General features: G+C 69.1%; 20 protein-coding genes. 5 read left to right on the forward strand and 15 right to left on the reverse strand.

Annotated features, from left to right (window positions below; genetic code table 11):
• Positions 1-10: 10 nt before the first annotated feature.
• Entirely contained in the window at positions 11-1006 is a 996-nt protein-coding gene (locus MJQ72_RS31730) for a DUF1702 family protein (RefSeq protein WP_240594684.1), read from the reverse strand.
• A 422-nt stretch (positions 1007-1428) separates the two neighbouring features.
• On the opposite strand from MJQ72_RS31730, the gene MJQ72_RS31735 reads away from it, so the two are divergent.
• The 3 genes from MJQ72_RS31735 (at position 1429) to MJQ72_RS31745 (ending at position 3715) form a co-directional block, all read left to right on the forward strand.
• On the forward strand, positions 1429-2034 hold the full coding sequence (locus tag MJQ72_RS31735) for a DNA-binding response regulator (protein WP_037347757.1): 606 nt from the start codon (positions 1429-1431) through the stop codon (positions 2032-2034).
• Between the two features lie 166 nt (positions 2035-2200).
• A complete protein-coding gene (locus tag MJQ72_RS31740; protein ID WP_240594685.1) occupies positions 2201-2980 on the forward strand; it encodes an AfsR/SARP family transcriptional regulator in 780 nt (259 codons plus the stop codon).
• Between the two features lie 48 nt (positions 2981-3028).
• A complete protein-coding gene (locus tag MJQ72_RS31745) occupies positions 3029-3715 on the forward strand; it encodes a helix-turn-helix domain-containing protein (protein ID WP_016332244.1) in 687 nt (228 codons plus the stop codon).
• A 39-nt stretch (positions 3716-3754) separates the two neighbouring features.
• On the opposite strand, the gene MJQ72_RS31750 is transcribed toward MJQ72_RS31745, so the two are convergent.
• The gene (locus MJQ72_RS31750) at positions 3755-4375 is read right to left on the reverse strand and encodes an L-threonylcarbamoyladenylate synthase (protein ID WP_125695428.1); all 621 of its coding nucleotides are present in this window, start codon (positions 4373-4375) and stop codon (positions 3755-3757) included.
• A gap of 353 nt (positions 4376-4728) precedes the next feature.
• Here MJQ72_RS31750 and MJQ72_RS31755 point away from each other — a divergent pair, with 353 nt between their 5' ends.
• Positions 4729-7050 (forward strand): sensor histidine kinase, encoded by a 2322-nt coding sequence (locus MJQ72_RS31755; RefSeq protein WP_240594686.1) that lies wholly within the window; start codon positions 4729-4731, stop codon positions 7048-7050.
• A gap of 160 nt (positions 7051-7210) precedes the next feature.
• Here MJQ72_RS31755 and MJQ72_RS31760 read toward each other — a convergent pair whose 3' ends face one another.
• From MJQ72_RS31760 to MJQ72_RS31795, 8 genes are all read right to left on the reverse strand, one after another.
• A complete protein-coding gene (locus tag MJQ72_RS31760) occupies positions 7211-7819 on the reverse strand; it encodes a DNA-binding response regulator (RefSeq protein ID WP_081976077.1) in 609 nt (202 codons plus the stop codon).
• Between the two features lie 228 nt (positions 7820-8047).
• Positions 8048-8239, reverse strand: a complete 192-nt coding sequence (locus tag MJQ72_RS31765; protein WP_037347770.1) for a hypothetical protein — start codon at positions 8237-8239, stop codon at positions 8048-8050.
• Positions 8240-8508: 269 nt separating this feature from the next.
• Entirely contained in the window at positions 8509-9063 is a 555-nt protein-coding gene (locus tag MJQ72_RS31770) for a carboxymuconolactone decarboxylase family protein (protein ID WP_315860771.1), read from the reverse strand.
• A complete protein-coding gene (locus MJQ72_RS31775) occupies positions 9035-9511 on the reverse strand; it encodes a DUF6187 family protein (protein WP_240594688.1) in 477 nt (158 codons plus the stop codon). The genes MJQ72_RS31770 and MJQ72_RS31775 overlap by 29 nt, the downstream gene beginning before the upstream one ends.
• Positions 9504-10823: an FAD-dependent oxidoreductase gene (locus MJQ72_RS31780; RefSeq protein ID WP_240594689.1), complete on the reverse strand. Its 1320-nt coding sequence runs from the start codon at positions 10821-10823 to the stop codon at positions 9504-9506. The genes MJQ72_RS31775 and MJQ72_RS31780 overlap by 8 nt, the downstream gene beginning before the upstream one ends.
• An 8-nt stretch (positions 10824-10831) precedes the next feature.
• Positions 10832-11317, reverse strand: coding sequence for a DUF6423 family protein (locus tag MJQ72_RS31785; protein WP_240594690.1), 486 nt, complete (start codon positions 11315-11317; stop codon positions 10832-10834).
• A 240-nt stretch (positions 11318-11557) separates the two neighbouring features.
• Positions 11558-11866, reverse strand: coding sequence for a DUF6235 family protein (locus MJQ72_RS31790; protein WP_016332236.1), 309 nt, complete (start codon positions 11864-11866; stop codon positions 11558-11560).
• 102 nt (positions 11867-11968) lie between these two features.
• On the reverse strand, positions 11969-12118 hold the full coding sequence (locus MJQ72_RS31795) for a hypothetical protein (protein WP_240594691.1): 150 nt from the start codon (positions 12116-12118) through the stop codon (positions 11969-11971).
• A gap of 290 nt (positions 12119-12408) precedes the next feature.
• Here MJQ72_RS31795 and MJQ72_RS31800 point away from each other — a divergent pair, with 290 nt between their 5' ends.
• Positions 12409-12585 carry a hypothetical protein gene (locus MJQ72_RS31800; RefSeq protein ID WP_240594692.1) on the forward strand — a complete coding sequence of 59 codons (177 nt, stop codon included), beginning with the start codon at positions 12409-12411 and terminating at the stop codon, positions 12583-12585.
• A gap of 199 nt (positions 12586-12784) precedes the next feature.
• On the opposite strand, the gene MJQ72_RS31805 is transcribed toward MJQ72_RS31800, so the two are convergent.
• The 5 genes from MJQ72_RS31805 to MJQ72_RS31825 form a co-directional block, all read right to left on the reverse strand.
• Entirely contained in the window at positions 12785-12976 is a 192-nt protein-coding gene (locus MJQ72_RS31805; RefSeq protein WP_240594693.1) for an acyl-CoA carboxylase subunit epsilon, read from the reverse strand.
• An 11-nt stretch (positions 12977-12987) separates the two neighbouring features.
• Entirely contained in the window at positions 12988-14529 is a 1542-nt protein-coding gene (locus MJQ72_RS31810) for an acyl-CoA carboxylase subunit beta (RefSeq protein WP_396427016.1), read from the reverse strand.
• A 158-nt stretch (positions 14530-14687) separates the two neighbouring features.
• On the reverse strand, positions 14688-14855 hold the full coding sequence (locus MJQ72_RS31815; protein ID WP_240594695.1) for a DUF6222 family protein: 168 nt from the start codon (positions 14853-14855) through the stop codon (positions 14688-14690).
• A 17-nt stretch (positions 14856-14872) separates the two neighbouring features.
• The gene (locus MJQ72_RS31820; protein WP_240594696.1) at positions 14873-15445 is read right to left on the reverse strand and encodes a flavin reductase family protein; all 573 of its coding nucleotides are present in this window, start codon (positions 15443-15445) and stop codon (positions 14873-14875) included.
• 1 nt (position 15446) lies between these two features.
• Positions 15447-15887: a thioesterase family protein gene (locus MJQ72_RS31825; RefSeq protein WP_005154182.1), complete on the reverse strand. Its 441-nt coding sequence runs from the start codon at positions 15885-15887 to the stop codon at positions 15447-15449.
• Position 15888 lies beyond the last annotated feature (1 nt).

The raw sequence follows: 15888 nt of genomic DNA on the forward strand, positions 1-15888 counted from the left end.
CCACGGGGCCTCAGGCGGACAGCCGGCCCGCCGAAGGGGCCAGCCCGTCCCGGATGTTCTGCCGCCACAGCTCGTACGCGGGCGTCCCGTCCGCGGCGTCTTCGGTGACCTCGGTCGAGTCGGCCAGCTCGACGGCCTCCTCGATGCTCAGCCCGGCGAGCGCGCGGGCGGCGCGGCGCGTGTGCGGCGGGACGAACGACGAGAACGTCCTCGCCTTCACCGCGAAGACGACGCCGAGCCCGAGCTCGTCCTGGTGCTCCCCCGCCGCCTCGCGGAGCCTCACCAACCCTGGCCGGTCGCAGCCGCCCGCGAAGGTCGAGGCCAGCCCCACCCCGCTCCACAGGTCCGGGCGGCGTCCGGCCGGGAAGCGGTTCACCGCCGCGGCGACCTTCACCGGGTCTCCGCCGTTGATGAACCACAGCGCGCGCCCGATGCCCTGATCGCAGGCGCGCGGGAAGTACGCGGGGGCACCCGCCCACGGGTACGGCTTGGGGACGAACTGCTCGTCGACCCACTTGCGCGTGTCGAAGTAGGCGCGGTCGAAGGCGTAGCCGTCGACGGCCAGCCAGCTCATCGTCGGATGGAACGGCACGCCGTCCAGCTCCGGCAGCACCTTCTTCCACAGCGGCCGGGGCAGCCGGGCCATCGCGAAGCCGATGCCGATGTAGGTCAGGAACACGTGCGGGAGACCGGGACCGCGCATCAGTTCGGCCGTCCGGTCCTTCCGGCCGCCGGGCATGACGTCGAGGATGGTGAACGCCATCGCCGCGCCCTCGTAGGCGAACCCGCGCATCTCCGGCTCGACCATGTCCAGGCGCCGTTCGGCCTCCCACAGCTCCGGGGCGGCGATCCCCCACTCGAAGCCGCACACCACCGACTGCGGGATCGACTCCAGCCGGGCGGTCGACGGCGTCCGCGGCACTCCGAAGCCGCGCCCCTCGAAGCCGACCGAAGCCAGCGAAGGCGCGAACATGACCTTGCGCAGGGCACCCAGCAATGAGCTCATCATACGTCCTTTGTGGATAGTGGCGGCTTCGCGCGAACCGGCTCGTGCCGAGGAGACCATGCCGCGATCGACGTCCGATCGAGGCCGGCGCCGGTACCGCCGAACAGTCCATCGCCGCCTTCGAAAAGGAGAGAGTTCACCCGTTCGCCGAACCGATTCACCGGAATGGAACGTACTCATCGGGGAATGAAAACCACTCGAGGTAGCAATTTTACCTTCTTCTGACCTGACAGCGAGTAATCGATCGCTCGCAGTTTCAGCACCCTCGAAGCCGTACCATCGTCGCAGCTCATCGGCACATTGATCATGCCGGGCAGGCCGCCGGGAAAAGCGCAACCTTGTATCGTGCGATTCCGATTCACTCTTCCGGGTTTGCTATGTACACTGAGAGTTAGCGCGTTTCTGGGGAAGAGGAGGTCGGAGTGATCCGAGTCCTATTGGCCGAGGATATGCACATGGTCCGTGGCGCCTTGGTCGCTCTGCTGAACCTCGAACAGGACATCGAGGTCGTCGCCGAGGTCTGTTCGGGCGACAAGATCCTTCCGATGGCCGCGGAGTATCTCCCGGACGTCGCGATCATCGACATCGATCTGCCAGCCAAGGACGGGCTCGCGGCCGCTTCCGAGCTCTGCCAGCAACTTCCGAGCGTCCGCACGCTGATCCTCACCTCGCTCGGCCGTCCGGGCACCGTGCGCCGCGCGCTCGACGCGAAGGTCAACGGCTTCCTGCTCAAGGACGCGCCTGCCGACAAACTCGCCAACGCCGTCCGTTCGGTCGCCATCGGCCGCCGGGTCATCGACAGTGAACTGGCGTTGTCCGCCTGGGAAACGGAAGACTGCCCGCTGACCCCGCGGGAAGCCGAGATCCTCCGCCTCGCGGCGAACGGGCGCACGGTCGCCGACATCGCGGCGGAGCTGTTCCTGTCGCCGGGGACCGTGCGGAACTATCTCGCCACCGTGGTCACGAAACTCAACGCCCGCAACAGGGTGGACGCCATTCGCATCGCCACCGATTCCGACTGGCTCTGACCCGTTCCGCGTCTTCTCTTTTGCCACAACCGGTTCATCGCGCCAGGTCGTGACGATCGCATACGGCGCAACGAAGAAATCATGGTCCGCCGGGTGTTTCCGGCACTGTTCCGAAGGTTCCGCCTCTGTCACCGTCATCGAGGGGGAGTCCGCCGGAGGGGCAGGGATGCACGCGATGACCATCGAACCGGGTGACACGGCCAGGCTGCTGGGGCCACTCGAGCTGCACATCGGCGGTGCCGATCGCGCGCCGAGCACGCCGAAACTTCTGCAACTGCTGGCGATGCTGCTCATCCGTCCCGGCAAGACGGTCCACGTCGACTCCCTCGTCCACGAGCTGTGGAACGACGCGCCCCCGCGCAGTGTCCGCCGGACCCTGCACACCTACGTCCACCACCTCCGCCGTCACCTCGACCCCGGCGGCACCGGCGGCATCCTGGTGACCAGCTCCCCCGGTTACCGGCTGGAGATCGACGCCGGCGTGGTGGACGTGTCGGAGTTCCAGCGGCTCCACCGGCTCGGCCGCGACCTGCTGGCCGAGGGCGACAACGCGGCGGCCGCGCACGCGTTCCGTACCGCGCTGGACCTGTGGTCCGGTCCCCCGCTGGCGAACATCCACTGTGGACCGACCTTGGCCGCGTACACCGTCTATCTCCTGGAGCATCGGCGCAACGCCCGCGACCTGTGGATCGAGGCCGAGATCCGGGCGGGCAGGCACCGGGAGATGCTCGGCGTGCTGCGGTCGCTGACCACCGCCGACCCGTTCGACGAAACCCTGCACGCCCACCTGATCCGCGCGCTGGGGCTCAGCGGGCGGCGCAGCGACGCGCTGGCGTCCTACGAGTGGCTGCGATCCAGGCTCGAGGACGAACTGGGGGTGACACCCTGCGCCGAACTGCGAGAGCTGCACCGCGAACTGCTCTCCGAAGGACATCCGGTCCGCTGACCGAGCACCACCCGCCACCACCAGATCAAGGAAACTGAGGAGTCAAGCATGACCGCTCGCACCTATGGCCAGTTCTGCGGCCTCGCCCGCGCGCTCGAGATCATCGGGGAACGCTGGTCCCTGCTCGTGATCCGCGACCTCGTGCTCGGGCCGAAGCGCTTCGACGAGCTCCAGCACGGCCTGCCGAAGATCCCGACGAGCATCCTGTCGACCAGGCTCAACGAACTCGAACGGCACGGGGTCGTCCAGCGCCGGGTGCTCTCGCAGCTCGACGCCGGGGTGGTCTACGAGCTGACCGAGTACGGCAACGACCTCGACCAGATCCTGCTGCAGCTGGGCCTGTGGGGCGCCCGTTCGCTCACCGACCCGGCCGCCGACGACCTGTTCACCCTCGACGCGGCCATCCTGTCGCTGTACACGACGTTCCAGCCCGACGCGGCCCGCGGCATCGACTGCGCGTTCGAACTGCACTACGGCGATCAGATGATCGTGCACGCGGTGGTCGAGGACGGCGCCATGACGGCCGGGGAGGGCCCGCACCCGAACCCCGACCTCGTCATCGAGCCGCGCGGCCCGGTCGTGCTGAAGCTGCTGAACGGCGAGATGGACGCCGCGAGCGCGCTCACCTGCGGCGCGGTGGCCATCAAGGGCGAACCGGCGATGCTGGAGCTGTTCACCAGGCTGTTCCACATCCCCTCGGCGCCGTCGAAGGCCGAAGGGCTCGTCACGCACTGAACCGCCGGCGCGCGGGGCCGGAGAGGCCGGCCCCGCGCGTCACTCGAAGCGCGCGGTGTCGCCGGCGCCCCGGCGCACGATCTCCGGCTCGCCCGACGAGAAATCGATGACCGTGGTGGGCTCGACCCCGCAGTCGCCGGAGTCGATCACCGCGTCCACCACGTGCTCCAGATGTTCCTTGATGTCCCAGCCCTGGGTCATCGGCTCCTCCTGGTCGGGCAGCAGCAGCGTGCTCGACAGCAGCGGCTCGCCGAGTTCGCCGAGCAGGGCCTGGGTGACCACGTGGTCCGGGATGCGCACGCCGACGGTCTTCTTCTTGGCGTGCAGCAGACGGCGCGGAACCTCCTTGGTGGCCGGGAGGATGAACGTGTAACTGCCCGGTGTGGACGCCTTGACCGCGCGGAAGACCGCGTTGTCCACGTGCACGAACTGGCCCAGCTGGGCGAAGTCCTGGCACACCAGGGTGAAATGGTGGCGGTCGTCGAGCTTGCGGATGCTCCGGATGCGGTCGATGCCCTGTTTGTTCCCCAGCTGGCAGCCGAGGGCGAAACAGGAGTCCGTCGGGTACGCGATGAGCCCGTCTTCGCGCAGGATGTCGACGACCTGTCCGATCGCGCGTCGTTGCGGATTCTCCGGATGTACGTCGAAATACCTGGCCATGCGCAGAGCTTAGGGCCACCGGCGCCCCGCCGCCGCGAGCGCCCGTCCCGCGTGGCGCACCCCGGGTGGCGTACAAAGTGGAACCCACGTCTTCCATCGTGGCGTGTTCCGCGACCGCCCGCGTGGTCCGAACGCCCCACACCCGTGCGGGTGACCGTCGGGATTTCCCTGTCCCGGTGCGGGAAAACGTCTCCTTGATCATCCTCCCCGCCGTCACGGAAGCGGGAACCGGGGTAACGAAGATGGGTTAGGATCCGAATCACACGGCGATGGAGGTCGTGCGACGGCCTCGGCCGTCGCAAGGGGGCAGCACGACAAGGATCACGACGTCTTCTGTTACCACTGGGGTGCCTGTGCCGGATCAGCTCGCGGTGACCGCCGAACCGCTGGGTACCGCCGGAGTCGACCGGCGTCCGCGGCGGGCGCTGTTCCTCGCCGCGCTGATCATCACCGTCGTCTTCGTCAACTCCTGCCTCTTCGGTCTCCTCGCGGTCTTGTTCCGGCCCGGGGTGGACTTCTGGCAGGGCCTGCTGGCCGTGCTGTACGTCGGGCCCGTGCTGGCGATCCAGCTGCTGTACTTCAGCAGGCCGGCGGTCCGGCTCGACACCAGGCTCGCGAAGGTGATGCTGGCGGTGCAGGCGTGTCTCGCGTTCCTGTCGACCCTGCACTTCGACGCGGCGCTGAGCTCGCTGACCACCCTCGCGGCCGGCAGCGCGCTGCTGCTGTTCCGGCCGCGGACGGGCTGGACGGTGTTCACCGTGTTCATGGCGGGCACGATCTGGATCCTCTGGACCTACGACGAGACCTGGCTCGGCGCGGTGTTCGACAGTGTCACCGCGGTCCTCTACGCCCTGGTCGTGTACCTGCTGACCTGGCTCGCGCGGCTGGTGACCGAACTGCACCAGGCCAGGACCGAGCTGGCCAGGCGCGCCGTGGCAGAACAGCGGCTGGCCTTCGCGAGGGATCTGCACGACCTGCTCGGCCTCAGCCTGTCCGCGATCGCCCTCAAGGGCGAGCTGGTGCACCGGCTGCTGCGGAAGTCACTGACCAGGGCGCGTGAGGAGCTCGCCGAGATCACCGGGATCGCCCAGCGGACGCTGTCCGACGTGCGGTCGGTGGCCAGGGGCTACCGGGAGCTGTCGCTCGACAAGGAGTCGCGGACCGCGGTGTCGCTGCTCTCGGCGTCGAACGTCGCGGTGCGGGTCGACCTCGAGCAGGTCGAACTCCCGGTGAAGCTGCGCACCCTGCTGGCGAAGGTGCTGCGAGAAGGGGTCACGAACGTGCTCCGCTACACCGGCGTCGAGCACTGCGAGATCACCGTGCGCGAGAACGGCGGCCGGGTCGCGCTGGAGATCGTGCACGACGGGACGGCGCACGACGACGTCCCCGAGGAGACGGCCGAGAGCCTGCGCGAGGTGACCGAGGAGGTCGCCGGGCACGGCGGGAAGCTGAGCGCGGGCCCCGACCCGGCGGGCCGGTGGCGGCTGCACGCCGAACTCCCGGTGCCCGAACAGGCCGAGCCCACCGAGACGGCGCTGGCCGAGGCGTCGGGGCACTGGTCCCGGATCGACGCCAGGAACGTCCAGTGGACGATGACGGTGGTCTTCATCGTCTTCAGCCTCTCCGCGATGGCCAGGGCGTTCATGCTGACCGACGACGGCTGGTCCCTCGCGCTCATCGCCGGCTATCTCACCGCGCTGACCACGCTGCAGCTGTCCTACTTCGCCCGCCCGAACGTCCGGCTGCGCTCGCGGCAGAGCTACGCGCTGCTGTTCGTGCAGGCCTGTCTCATCTTCCTGCCGCTGATCCCGCTCGGGAGCGCGTGGGTGAGCCTGCCGAGCCTGTTCGCCGGCACCGCCCTGCTGGTGCTGCCGCCGCTGGCCGGATGGACGGCGTTCGCCGTGACCGCCGCCGGTGTGGTGGCGATCCGGATCGCCTACGGCACCGACTTCCTCGGCGGCTTCTACACCTTCGCGTCCATCCTGAACACCGGGCTGATGGTGTTCGGGCTCATCTGGCTGATCCGGCTGGTGACCGAACTGGGCGAGACCAGGAAACGCCTCGCCGAGGTCGCGGTCGCGGAGGAGCGGCTGCGGTTCGCCCGCGACCTGCACGATCTGCTGGGGATGAGCCTCTCGGCGATCGCCCTGAAGAGCGAGCTGACCAGCCGGATCATGGACATCGACACCGATCGCGCCTCCGACGAGCTGCTGGAGATCCTCGGGCTGACGCGGCAGGCGCTGAGCGACGTCCGGTCGGTGGCGAGCGGCTACCGCGAACTCTCGCTGGATCAGGAGTCCCGGTCGGCGCAGGCGGTCCTGGTGGCCGCCGACGTCCAGGTGCGGCTGGAGATCGAGCACGACGACCTGCCGACGACGGTGCGGACCGTGCTGGCCGTGGTGCTGCGCGAAGGCGTGACGAACGTGTTGCGGCACAGCAAGGTCGAACGCTGCGAGATCGCCGTGCGGCGGACCGGCGACGGCGTCGCGCTCGACATCGTCAACGACGGCGTGGTGAACGGGCGGCCGCCGAAGCCGGAGCAGCCGGTGCGGGTGGAGGCCCCGGGCAGCGGCATCACGAATATGTCCGACCGGGTCGCCGGGCTCGGCGGGGAGCTGACCGCCGGGGTCGAGCCCGACGGGCGGTTCCGGCTGCGTGCCGTGGTGCCCGTCTAGGCCGTGTCCTGTAAGTCTGTTCGATGGGCTTCGTGATCCAGGTGGTTCCTGGCGGTGCGGGCGGATCGGCCTCGTACCGGGTCGTACTCGGCCGCATCCGCCCGTGCCGTCAGGGACCACTTGGGCGCGAAGACCGCGAACAAGACTTGCAGGACACGGCCTAGATCCAGCCCGACTCCTTGGCGATCCGGATCGCGTCGACGCGGTTGCGTGCGTTGAGTTTCGACACGATCGTGGTCAGGTAGTTGCGCACGGTTCCGGTGGAGAGAAAGGCCTTCGCCGCGACCTCCAGGGTGTCGCGGCCTTCGGCGGTCAGCCGCAGGACGTCGATCTCCCGCGGGGTCAGCGGGCATTCCACGGTGTCCCAGGCGGCGAGGGCCAGATCGCCGTCGACCATCCGCCGTCCGGCCGCCACCCCGCGCACGGCGTTGGCGAGCTTCTCCGCGGGGGCGTCCTTCAGCAGGAAGCCGCTCACTTTGGCCGCCAGTGCCCGGCGGAGCGTGCCGGGCCTGCCGAGGCTGGTCAGGATGAGGGTCCTGACCTCCGGGAGCTGCTCGTGGAGTTCGGTGGCCGCGGTGAGCCCGTCCTTGCCGGGGAGGTCGATGTCGATGATCGCCACCTGGGTGCGGGAAACCCGTGCGGCGGGGAGGATCTCGTCACCCGACGCCACTTCGGACACCACTTCGATATCCGGTTCCAGCCGCAGCAGCGCCACGAGCGCCCCCCGGACTATGTGCATGTCTTCGGCCACGAGAACCCTGATCACCACGGCGCCGTCCCCTCACGCACACCCCCAAGGCCCCAACATAAACACGCCCGCTCGGAACGCGTTCCACCGTTCGGGTGGTGAGTCGGCCGCGTCCTTCGTGCGGGCGGCGGGGCGAATGGGTCACGTGGCAACGGATTCCGCGATCGGTCGGCTACTTTCCGTCGAGCACGCGTACGAAACCGGCCGCCACTCGCGTTCGGGGCGCGAGTGACGGCCGGCGGGGTGCGTTCAGCTCGCTTCGGCCAGCGGCGGGGCGGTGCAACAGGCGCCGGTGAAACAGCTGAAGGCCTCGCCGCGGTGCTGATTGGTCCAGTGGTCGAACCGGTCGATCACGAGCTCGACCTGGTCCCCGGCGAACCCGGTGTCGATCCCCCGGACGGCGAAGAGCGAGCGGACGTTGTCGGTCGCGGTGTTCATCATCGATGGCTCCCAGGCTGTTCGGTGGTGTTCCTTCGATGAGGAAATCGTGCTGCTCAGGGCGGGTACGCGGCCAGTGCCATGCATCATCGCGGGGATGTGCTTTTCACCTACGCCGGAAGGTGCCTTTCGCCTGCTCCGTTTCCGCGATCTTGAGCACCGGACGGAGTAACGGGCGCCGTTTTCGGCGACGGAAAGTGGCGAGGCGATCTCAGCGCGGAATGGTGACCGCTCGTGGTCACCACCCGGTTACCCGCACTCGAATGGCCCAGTCAGCGGGCAGGTTCTTCGAGTAACGCGGCCAGGCCGGCGTAGCCGCCTTCCTTCAGCCGCACGCCCGAGATCTTCGCGTAGGCGGCGTCGGCGCGGATCCCGAGCCCTTCGACCATCCGGTTCATGAAGTTGAACAGGGCGCACACGAGGACGGCGTCGTGCAGCGCGCTCTCGTCCCAGCCCGCCGCGAACACCGCCTCGGCGTCCGCGTCGGTCATCCGTGCCGGAGTGCGCGTCAGCTTGCCCACGTAGGCCAGCACGGGCTTCATCCGGTCGTCCACGGGCGAGGAGCCGAGATCGGCCAATGCGGCGGCCAGAAGCCCTTCAGGCACACCGAAAGCCTCCGCGGTGACGGTGTGGACCCCATGGCAGTACCGGCACTCGTTGAGGCCGGAAACGTAGGCCGCGATCAGCTCCCGCTCGCCCGCGCCGAACGCCGACGGCGCCCGCATGAGGAGTTCGTGGAGTTCCAGCAGTTTCGCCGCGGGCGCGGGGAACTTCCGGAAGACCTGCAGCAGTGTGGCGTCAGTCGGCAAAGACCCGAGATAGGACATCCTGTGTACCGCTCCCCTTTTCCGGCGCCCGTCCGTGCGCGGCGAACTCGTCGATCTCGTCGCGACGCAGCCAGCAGGCCGCGAGGCACGCCACCGATGCCGGGCCGAGCCCGGTCACCGTGGCGGTGACCCGCGCGGTGGCGTGTTCCCATTCTCGGCGCAGGGAACCCGCCGCCGTCATCTCCGGACCTGCTTCGATCAGCGGCCGGACCGCGCGCCAGCGGAGGATCCCGGCCTCGACGAGCGCGTCGAGGCCGAGGTCGAGCGCCTCGTGCCGGGCCTGGTCCACGGCGAGGGCCACCAGCGCGGGCTCGTCGGCGAGCCGGGCCAGCCCGGCCCCGGCGAGCAGGCGTTCGGCGTCCAGGCCCAGCAGGATCACCCCCGACTCGGTCGAGGGCGCGTCGTCGATCGACGGCAGGGTGAAACGGGAGTCGTAGGGCTCAGACACGGGCGACGTCCTTCGTGACCGTCCGCAGCGGGGTGTCCCGGCGCAGGTTCCCGGCGACGGCCGCCGCGACCCGCGCGGTGGCGACACGATGGCCGTCGATGTTGCGGGCGGCCGGGCCCAGCGCCATCCCCGCGGCCGCGCCGACGGCGAAGACCCGGGGCGCGCCCTCGTAGGCGAAGGTGCGTTCGTCCAGCCGCGGCCAGCCGCCGGTATCGAGAACGGCTTCGCCGGGCATCAGGCCGTCACCGATCGACGGCGTGGTGCCGAGCGCCAGGACGGCGTGGTCCGCGGAGATCCGCGAACCGTCTTCGAGGTGGAGCCCGACCCCCGGCGTCACCTTGGTGATCGCCTTGCCGCGATGCACGATCAGCCGTCCTTCGGCCTCGGCCGCCTCGAGCATCGGCCGGAACTCGAACATGATCGACGCGCGCCGGAACCGGCCCATCAGTTCGAGCCGCTCGGACCAGCTCACCCCGTCGAAGCGGGCACGGCCTTCCGGACGGAAGAACGACGAGTTGACGTCGGCGCACTGGTAGCGTTCGCCCGCTTCGCGGACCACCCAGTGCACCTCGCGCCCTTGGGCGAGCCCGTTGGAGATCAGGTGCGCGGCGGTGAGGCCGGCGCCGACGACGGCGAGGCGTTTCCCGGCGGTGGGAACGGGTTCGTCCCAGTAGCTCACGCCGCGCGGCGGATGGCCGCCACCCCACCAGGTGTCCGGCGCGGACCGGCGCTCCTCGCCGAGGCAGAGCACGACATGGCGCGCGGTGACGGAGAACCGGTCGGCGCGCACGGTGACCGCGTCGGAGGTCGGCAGCACCTCGCGCACCGAACCGCGCCAGGTCCGTTCGGTGACGTGGTGGCTCGCGGCCAGATGACGGCAATAGGCCTCGAAGACGTCGACGGGAACCACGGAGCGATGCCCGGCCTGCGCCATCCGGATCTCCCGGCGCTCCACCGGGGTCAGCAGCGCCCAGTGCAGCCGCGCGAAGTCCAGCAGTTCGCAGTCGCGGTAGCCCTCGACACCGGGGTGGTGTTCGTACGGCGACCGCAGCACGCGCTGGCCGAGCAGATCGACGCGGTCGAAGAACCGGCCGCAGGGACGGCCGTCGCGGTCGACGACGACGAGGTCGCGGACGCCGTGGTGCCACAACGCGGAAGCGACGGCGAGCCCGGCCGGGCCCGCCCCGACGATGACCACGTCGGCGGCGGGCGGCGGTTCGGAGGTGCGCGCCGCAAGGGCGCCGGGGAGAACGGGCCACTCCCGTCCGCGCGGCGATTCGAGCAGATGGGGTTCCGGGACGAAGGTGATCACCGGCGTGCTCAGCCGATCACGGTCACCGGGACGATCAGCTCGATCACGGGGCGCTGCTTCATCCCGTTGCCGATCAGTTCGTCCAGTGTCTGCTGCGACTGCTCGGCGGTGTCGGTGGCGATCGGGCTGTAGCGGGAATAGGAGTAGGTCGGCTTCCGCCCGCCGGCGTCCAGCGAGTACACCTTCAGCACGGCCTCGCCGGGCCGGACCTCACCGTCGTAGAAGGTGAGACGGCGCTGATCCGGCGTCATGAAGGATTTCGAGAACTGGCGGGAAAGCACGAGGGTGTCGGCGTCGTTGACGAACGTCGAGTCCTCGTCGGTGACGACCTGCATCGCGACCCAGGTCTTGTCGGTCAGATTGGTCTCGGATTTGATCACCTGCCACCGGCCGGGTTCGGGGAGATTGACGCTGACCGAGATGTCGTGCTCGGTGGTGTCGATCGCCCCGGAGATCATCAGCACCCTCCGGCGGACGTCGGCGACCCCGGCCATCTGAATGTCACGCGCGCGTACCCGTGTGGAAACATCCAATCCCGGGAATTCAGGAGATGACATCTTTCATGCCTCCAGATCTCGACAACCGCAATTCCAGACCGGCAGAATTTCCCCATCCGCAAACACTCGCAGAATTTCACGCCGAACTGGACGATGTCAAGGTGAGGAACACATGATCCACTGGTACGAAAGGCTGCCGGTACCGATGCGCGGACTGGGCCGTTCAGCGGTACCGGCTCAGGAACCGTCGACGTCGTCCGCCCAAGCCGCGGCGGGTGTACCGTGCTCCAGCGCGCCGATGTAGACGATCTCGAACGAGGAATCGGTCCGCTTGAGCCCGATCCGGATGACCAGATCGTGTTTCACCAGAATGATGAACTGATGCGGATCACGGCCATCTCCGAAAATGTCGTAGATGAGAAAAGCGGATCCGTCGGCTACCGCGAACAGCGCTTCGTAGATAACATTGCGGTCGGCCTGCGGAGCATTGATCGCCCATTCTTCCAGCACCTGCAAACCCGACGTGAGCTGGAGGCGCATAGCCATCCGGAGGCCTCCTCGTGGTCTGGCCGGTTCGCGGGCGATCTTCATTTTCGCGCGCGTTGTACCCGGCGGTCTTCTTCGTCCGTGCTGTCCGTGCCGGTCGCGCTAGTTGTAGCCGAGGACGATGTGCTCGGCCGGGAAATCGTTTTCGGCGGCCAGCCTCGGCTCCGGGACGAACGCCGTCGCGTCGGCCTCGGCGGCCCCGCTCGGGTCGAGATCATCGGTCACGACCCAAATTCGCACCTGCGCCGTCATGATGTTCCTCCCGGCCTCGGATGAAAGACTCACTTGACAACCAAGGATGGCCCCGTCCGATCGGGAGCCGGTCGTGACGTGCTCGAGGACGCCGGCGCGCCCCGATGAGCAAAGGAAAAGTCGCCGGTGGCGGGGTGCCGGTAGTGCCCTTGTGGTACCCCGAAACCCAAGGAGCGCGCCATGACCGAACGTCTCGACCCGTATGAGATCTACGCCGAAGACGAGCTCGACGTCGACCTGCTGGGCCTGTCGTGGCCCGACCCCGCGGTCCCCGAGCAGCGGGACCGGCAATGAGCGCGGCGGAACGCCAGCGGACCTGCGCGGCCTGCGGGGGCCCGTTCGAGCCTGGGGAGCGAACGGAGCTGGAGACCGTGGTCGACGGAGGGATCCTCTACGTCGCCGTGCACACCTGCCACAGTACGTATCCACCTCGGCGGGAGACCGAGGCCGCGCGACGGCTCGCGTGAGGACACGTCGCGAAAGCCACTTTCGAGACATCAGACGTCGCGAAAGTGGCTTTCGCGACATCAGGCAACGCTGTCGGCTTCTTCGGGCGGTGGGGGGTCTCGGCGGTGCCTGTGTTCCCTGTCCGTGAAGGCCTCCTTGAGGGACCCAGAGTCCCTCAAGGAGGCCTTCACGGACTTCGGACCATTACGCGCGACGGGCTCAGCGCAGCACCGAGGTGCGCCAGGTCGGCGCGACGAGCGGCGACCAGGCCGGCCGGGCAGGCGGCGCGGGCGGGGGCGCGGCCGAAGCCAGCGCGGTGAAGACGGCGACGAGCGCCGCCAGATCGGCGTCTTCCGGGTCCCCCCGCAGGACCCGGAAGACCGGCGCACTGTCCATTCCGGACGGTGACATGGTTCCCCCGTTCAGATCGGGTGGTTGCCGTGCTTGCGCTGAGGCGCAGCCTTTCGCTTGTCCTGCAGCATGTCCAGCGCTCTGGCGACGGCGGACCGGGTGTCCGCCGGGTCGATGATGTCGTCGACCAGGCCGCGTTCGGCCGAATACTGCGGGTTCATGAACTCCTCGGTGTACTCGGCGACCAGGTGGGCGCGCAACGCGTCCGGATCGGGCGCGACGGCGAGATCCTTGCGGAACAACACGTTCACCGCGCCCTCGGCGCCCATCACGGCGATCTGGTTGGTCGGCCACGCCAGCGAGAGATCGGTCCCGATGGACCGCGAGTCCATCACGATGTACGCGCCGCCGTACGCCTTGCGCAGGATCACCTGCACACGCGGCACGGTCGCCTCGCAGTACGCGTGCAGCAGTTGCGCCCCGTGCCGGATGATCCCGGAATGCTCCTGTTCGACGCCCGGCAGGAAGCCCGGAACGTCCACAAGGGTCACCAGCGGGATGCTGAACGCGTCGCAGAACCGCACGAAGCGCGCCGCCTTCTGCGAAGCCGGGCCGTCGAGCACGCCGGCGAACACCACCGGCTGGTTGCCGACCAGGCCGACCACGCGCCCGTCGACCCGCGCGAGCGCGCACAGCACGTTCTGCGCCCATCGCTCGTGCAGCTCGAAGAATTCGCCGTCGTCGGCCAGTTCCGAGAACACGTCACGCATGTCGTAGGGCTTGTTCGGCTCCACCGGGACGAGTTCGGCGAACCGCGGCCGCCGGTCCTTGCCCGCGTCCTGCGACGGCTCGCGGGGCGCGGGCTCCAGGTAGTTCGACGGGAGCAGCGACACCAGGTACCGGACGTCGGCGAGGCAGGTCTCCTCGTCGTCGTGCACCACGGTCGCCACGCCGGACGACGCGCCGTGCACGTCCGCGCCGCCCAGTTCGTCGTGGCTGACCCGTTCCCCGGTCACGGTCTCGACGACGTCCGGCCCGGTCAGGTACATGCGGGCGGTGTCGCGCACCATGAAGACGAAATCCGCGAGCGCGGGCGAATACGCCGCCCCGCCCGCGCACGGGCCCAGCACCACGCTGATCTGCGGGATGACACCGGACGCCTCGACCTGGCGGCGGAAGATGCCGCCGTAGCCGTTGAGCGCCATGACCCCTTCCTGGATCCGCGCTCCCCCGCTGTCGTTGAGCCCGATCAGCGGCGAGCCGGTGGCGATCGCCAGATCCATCACCTTCTGGATCTTCGCCGCGTGCGCCTCGCCGAGCGAACCGCCGAAGACGGTGAAGTCCTGCGCGTAGACGAACACGCGCCGTCCGTCGATGGTGCCCGAGCCGGCGATCACGCCGTCGGTGTACGGCCGGTTCTCCGCCAGCCCGAGCCCGCTCGCCTGATGCCGCCGGTACAGCTCGACCTCGGTGAAGGAATCGGGGTCCAGCAACAGATCCAGCCGTTCGCGCGCGGTGTGCTTGCCGAGCGAGTGCTGCCGGCGGACGCCGTCGAGCCGTCCGTCGACGATATGTTCGCGCAGTTCGTCGCGCTGGGTGCGCAGCAACGGCATCGTCGGTTCCGGTGGATGCACCGGTTCGGTACCGCGGGCGAGCGGGATCACCTGCCCGTCGGTCGGCCTCGGGATCCGGGAGCGCCGCAGCCGGTCTTCCGGCAGCGGCACCACCTCGGAGTCCTCCGTGCGCTGAGCGCCCGGATCGCCCTGCAGGGTCACGCCGCCTCCCTCATGCGGGCCTCGCGCTCGAGCTCGTCGAGTTCGATCTCGCGCACGATGTCGCGCCAGCACACCCCCCGTCCGAGCCGGGGCATCGTGGTCACCACCGGCGGCCGTTCGGTGGTGGGCGCCGGGGCGGGCGTGGCGGATTCGTCGATGGTCATGGCATTCCCTCTCCCTGTCAGGCCGATGCCCGTATGCGGCCGTCGATCTGGTGATAGCCGCCGCTGTAGAACACGAGCGAGTCCTGCGCGGTGCCGCGGCTGGAGGCGACCACCTTGCCGAGGAAGATCGAGTGGTCACCGCCTTCGTAGACCTCCGCCAGCTCGCATTCCAGCCACGCCAGCGCGCCGTCGAGCAGCGGGGCGCCGGTCTGCGGCCCGGCCGTCCAGTCCACCGAGTCGAACTGCGCGAGCCCGGCCGGGCGGCGCCAGTCCGCGAAGTACTTCGCCAGTTCCTTCTGGTCCGAGGCCAGCACCGTGACCGCGTACGAGCCCGCCGTCACGATCGCCTCGTGCATCCGGGCCGCGCGGGAAACGCAGCACAGCACCATCGGCGGCTCCAGCGACACGGAGGTGACGGCGTTGGCGGTCATCCCGTGCGCCCGTTCGCCCCCGGCGGTCAGCACGGTGACCCCGGTGGCGAACTGGCCCATCACCTCCCGCAGGCCGGCCTGCGCGGACAACCGGCGCCGGGCGGCGGGTGTCGGCAGTCTTTTCAGCACCGGCCGCGAAGGTTCCTCCAGCGTGCCCACGTCATTCCCCCTTGCCGTCGACCGCGTACGGGGCCAGCGCCTCACGCAACTGCTCGGGCACCCGGCTGGGCACCGTGGCCGTGTTCGGGCCGCGCATGCACGCGATCCGCTGCCGTCCGCGGGCCACCAGCCGCTCGCCTTCCGCGGTGAGGTGGACGTAGTCGAAGGTGAACTGGATCTGGGTCTGGGTCAGCTCTTCCAGCCGCAGCCGGATGGACAGCTCGTCGAACGCGGTGATCTCGGCGTAGAACTCGCAGTCCACCTTGAGCGTGAACAGCTTGAGGTCGTGGCGGACCTCTTCGAGCACCGCGGGCGCCTTCTCCTTCAGGAACATCTCGCGGCACCGGCCCTGCCAGCGCACGTAGTTCACGTAGTAGACGTTGCCCACCAGGTTGGTCTCTTCGAATCCGACCGTGTGGAGGATCTCGTAGTAGTCGGCCATG

It is taken from the genome of Amycolatopsis sp. EV170708-02-1 (assembly GCF_022479115.1).
Classification (GTDB): Bacteria; Actinomycetota; Actinomycetes; order Mycobacteriales; family Pseudonocardiaceae; genus Amycolatopsis.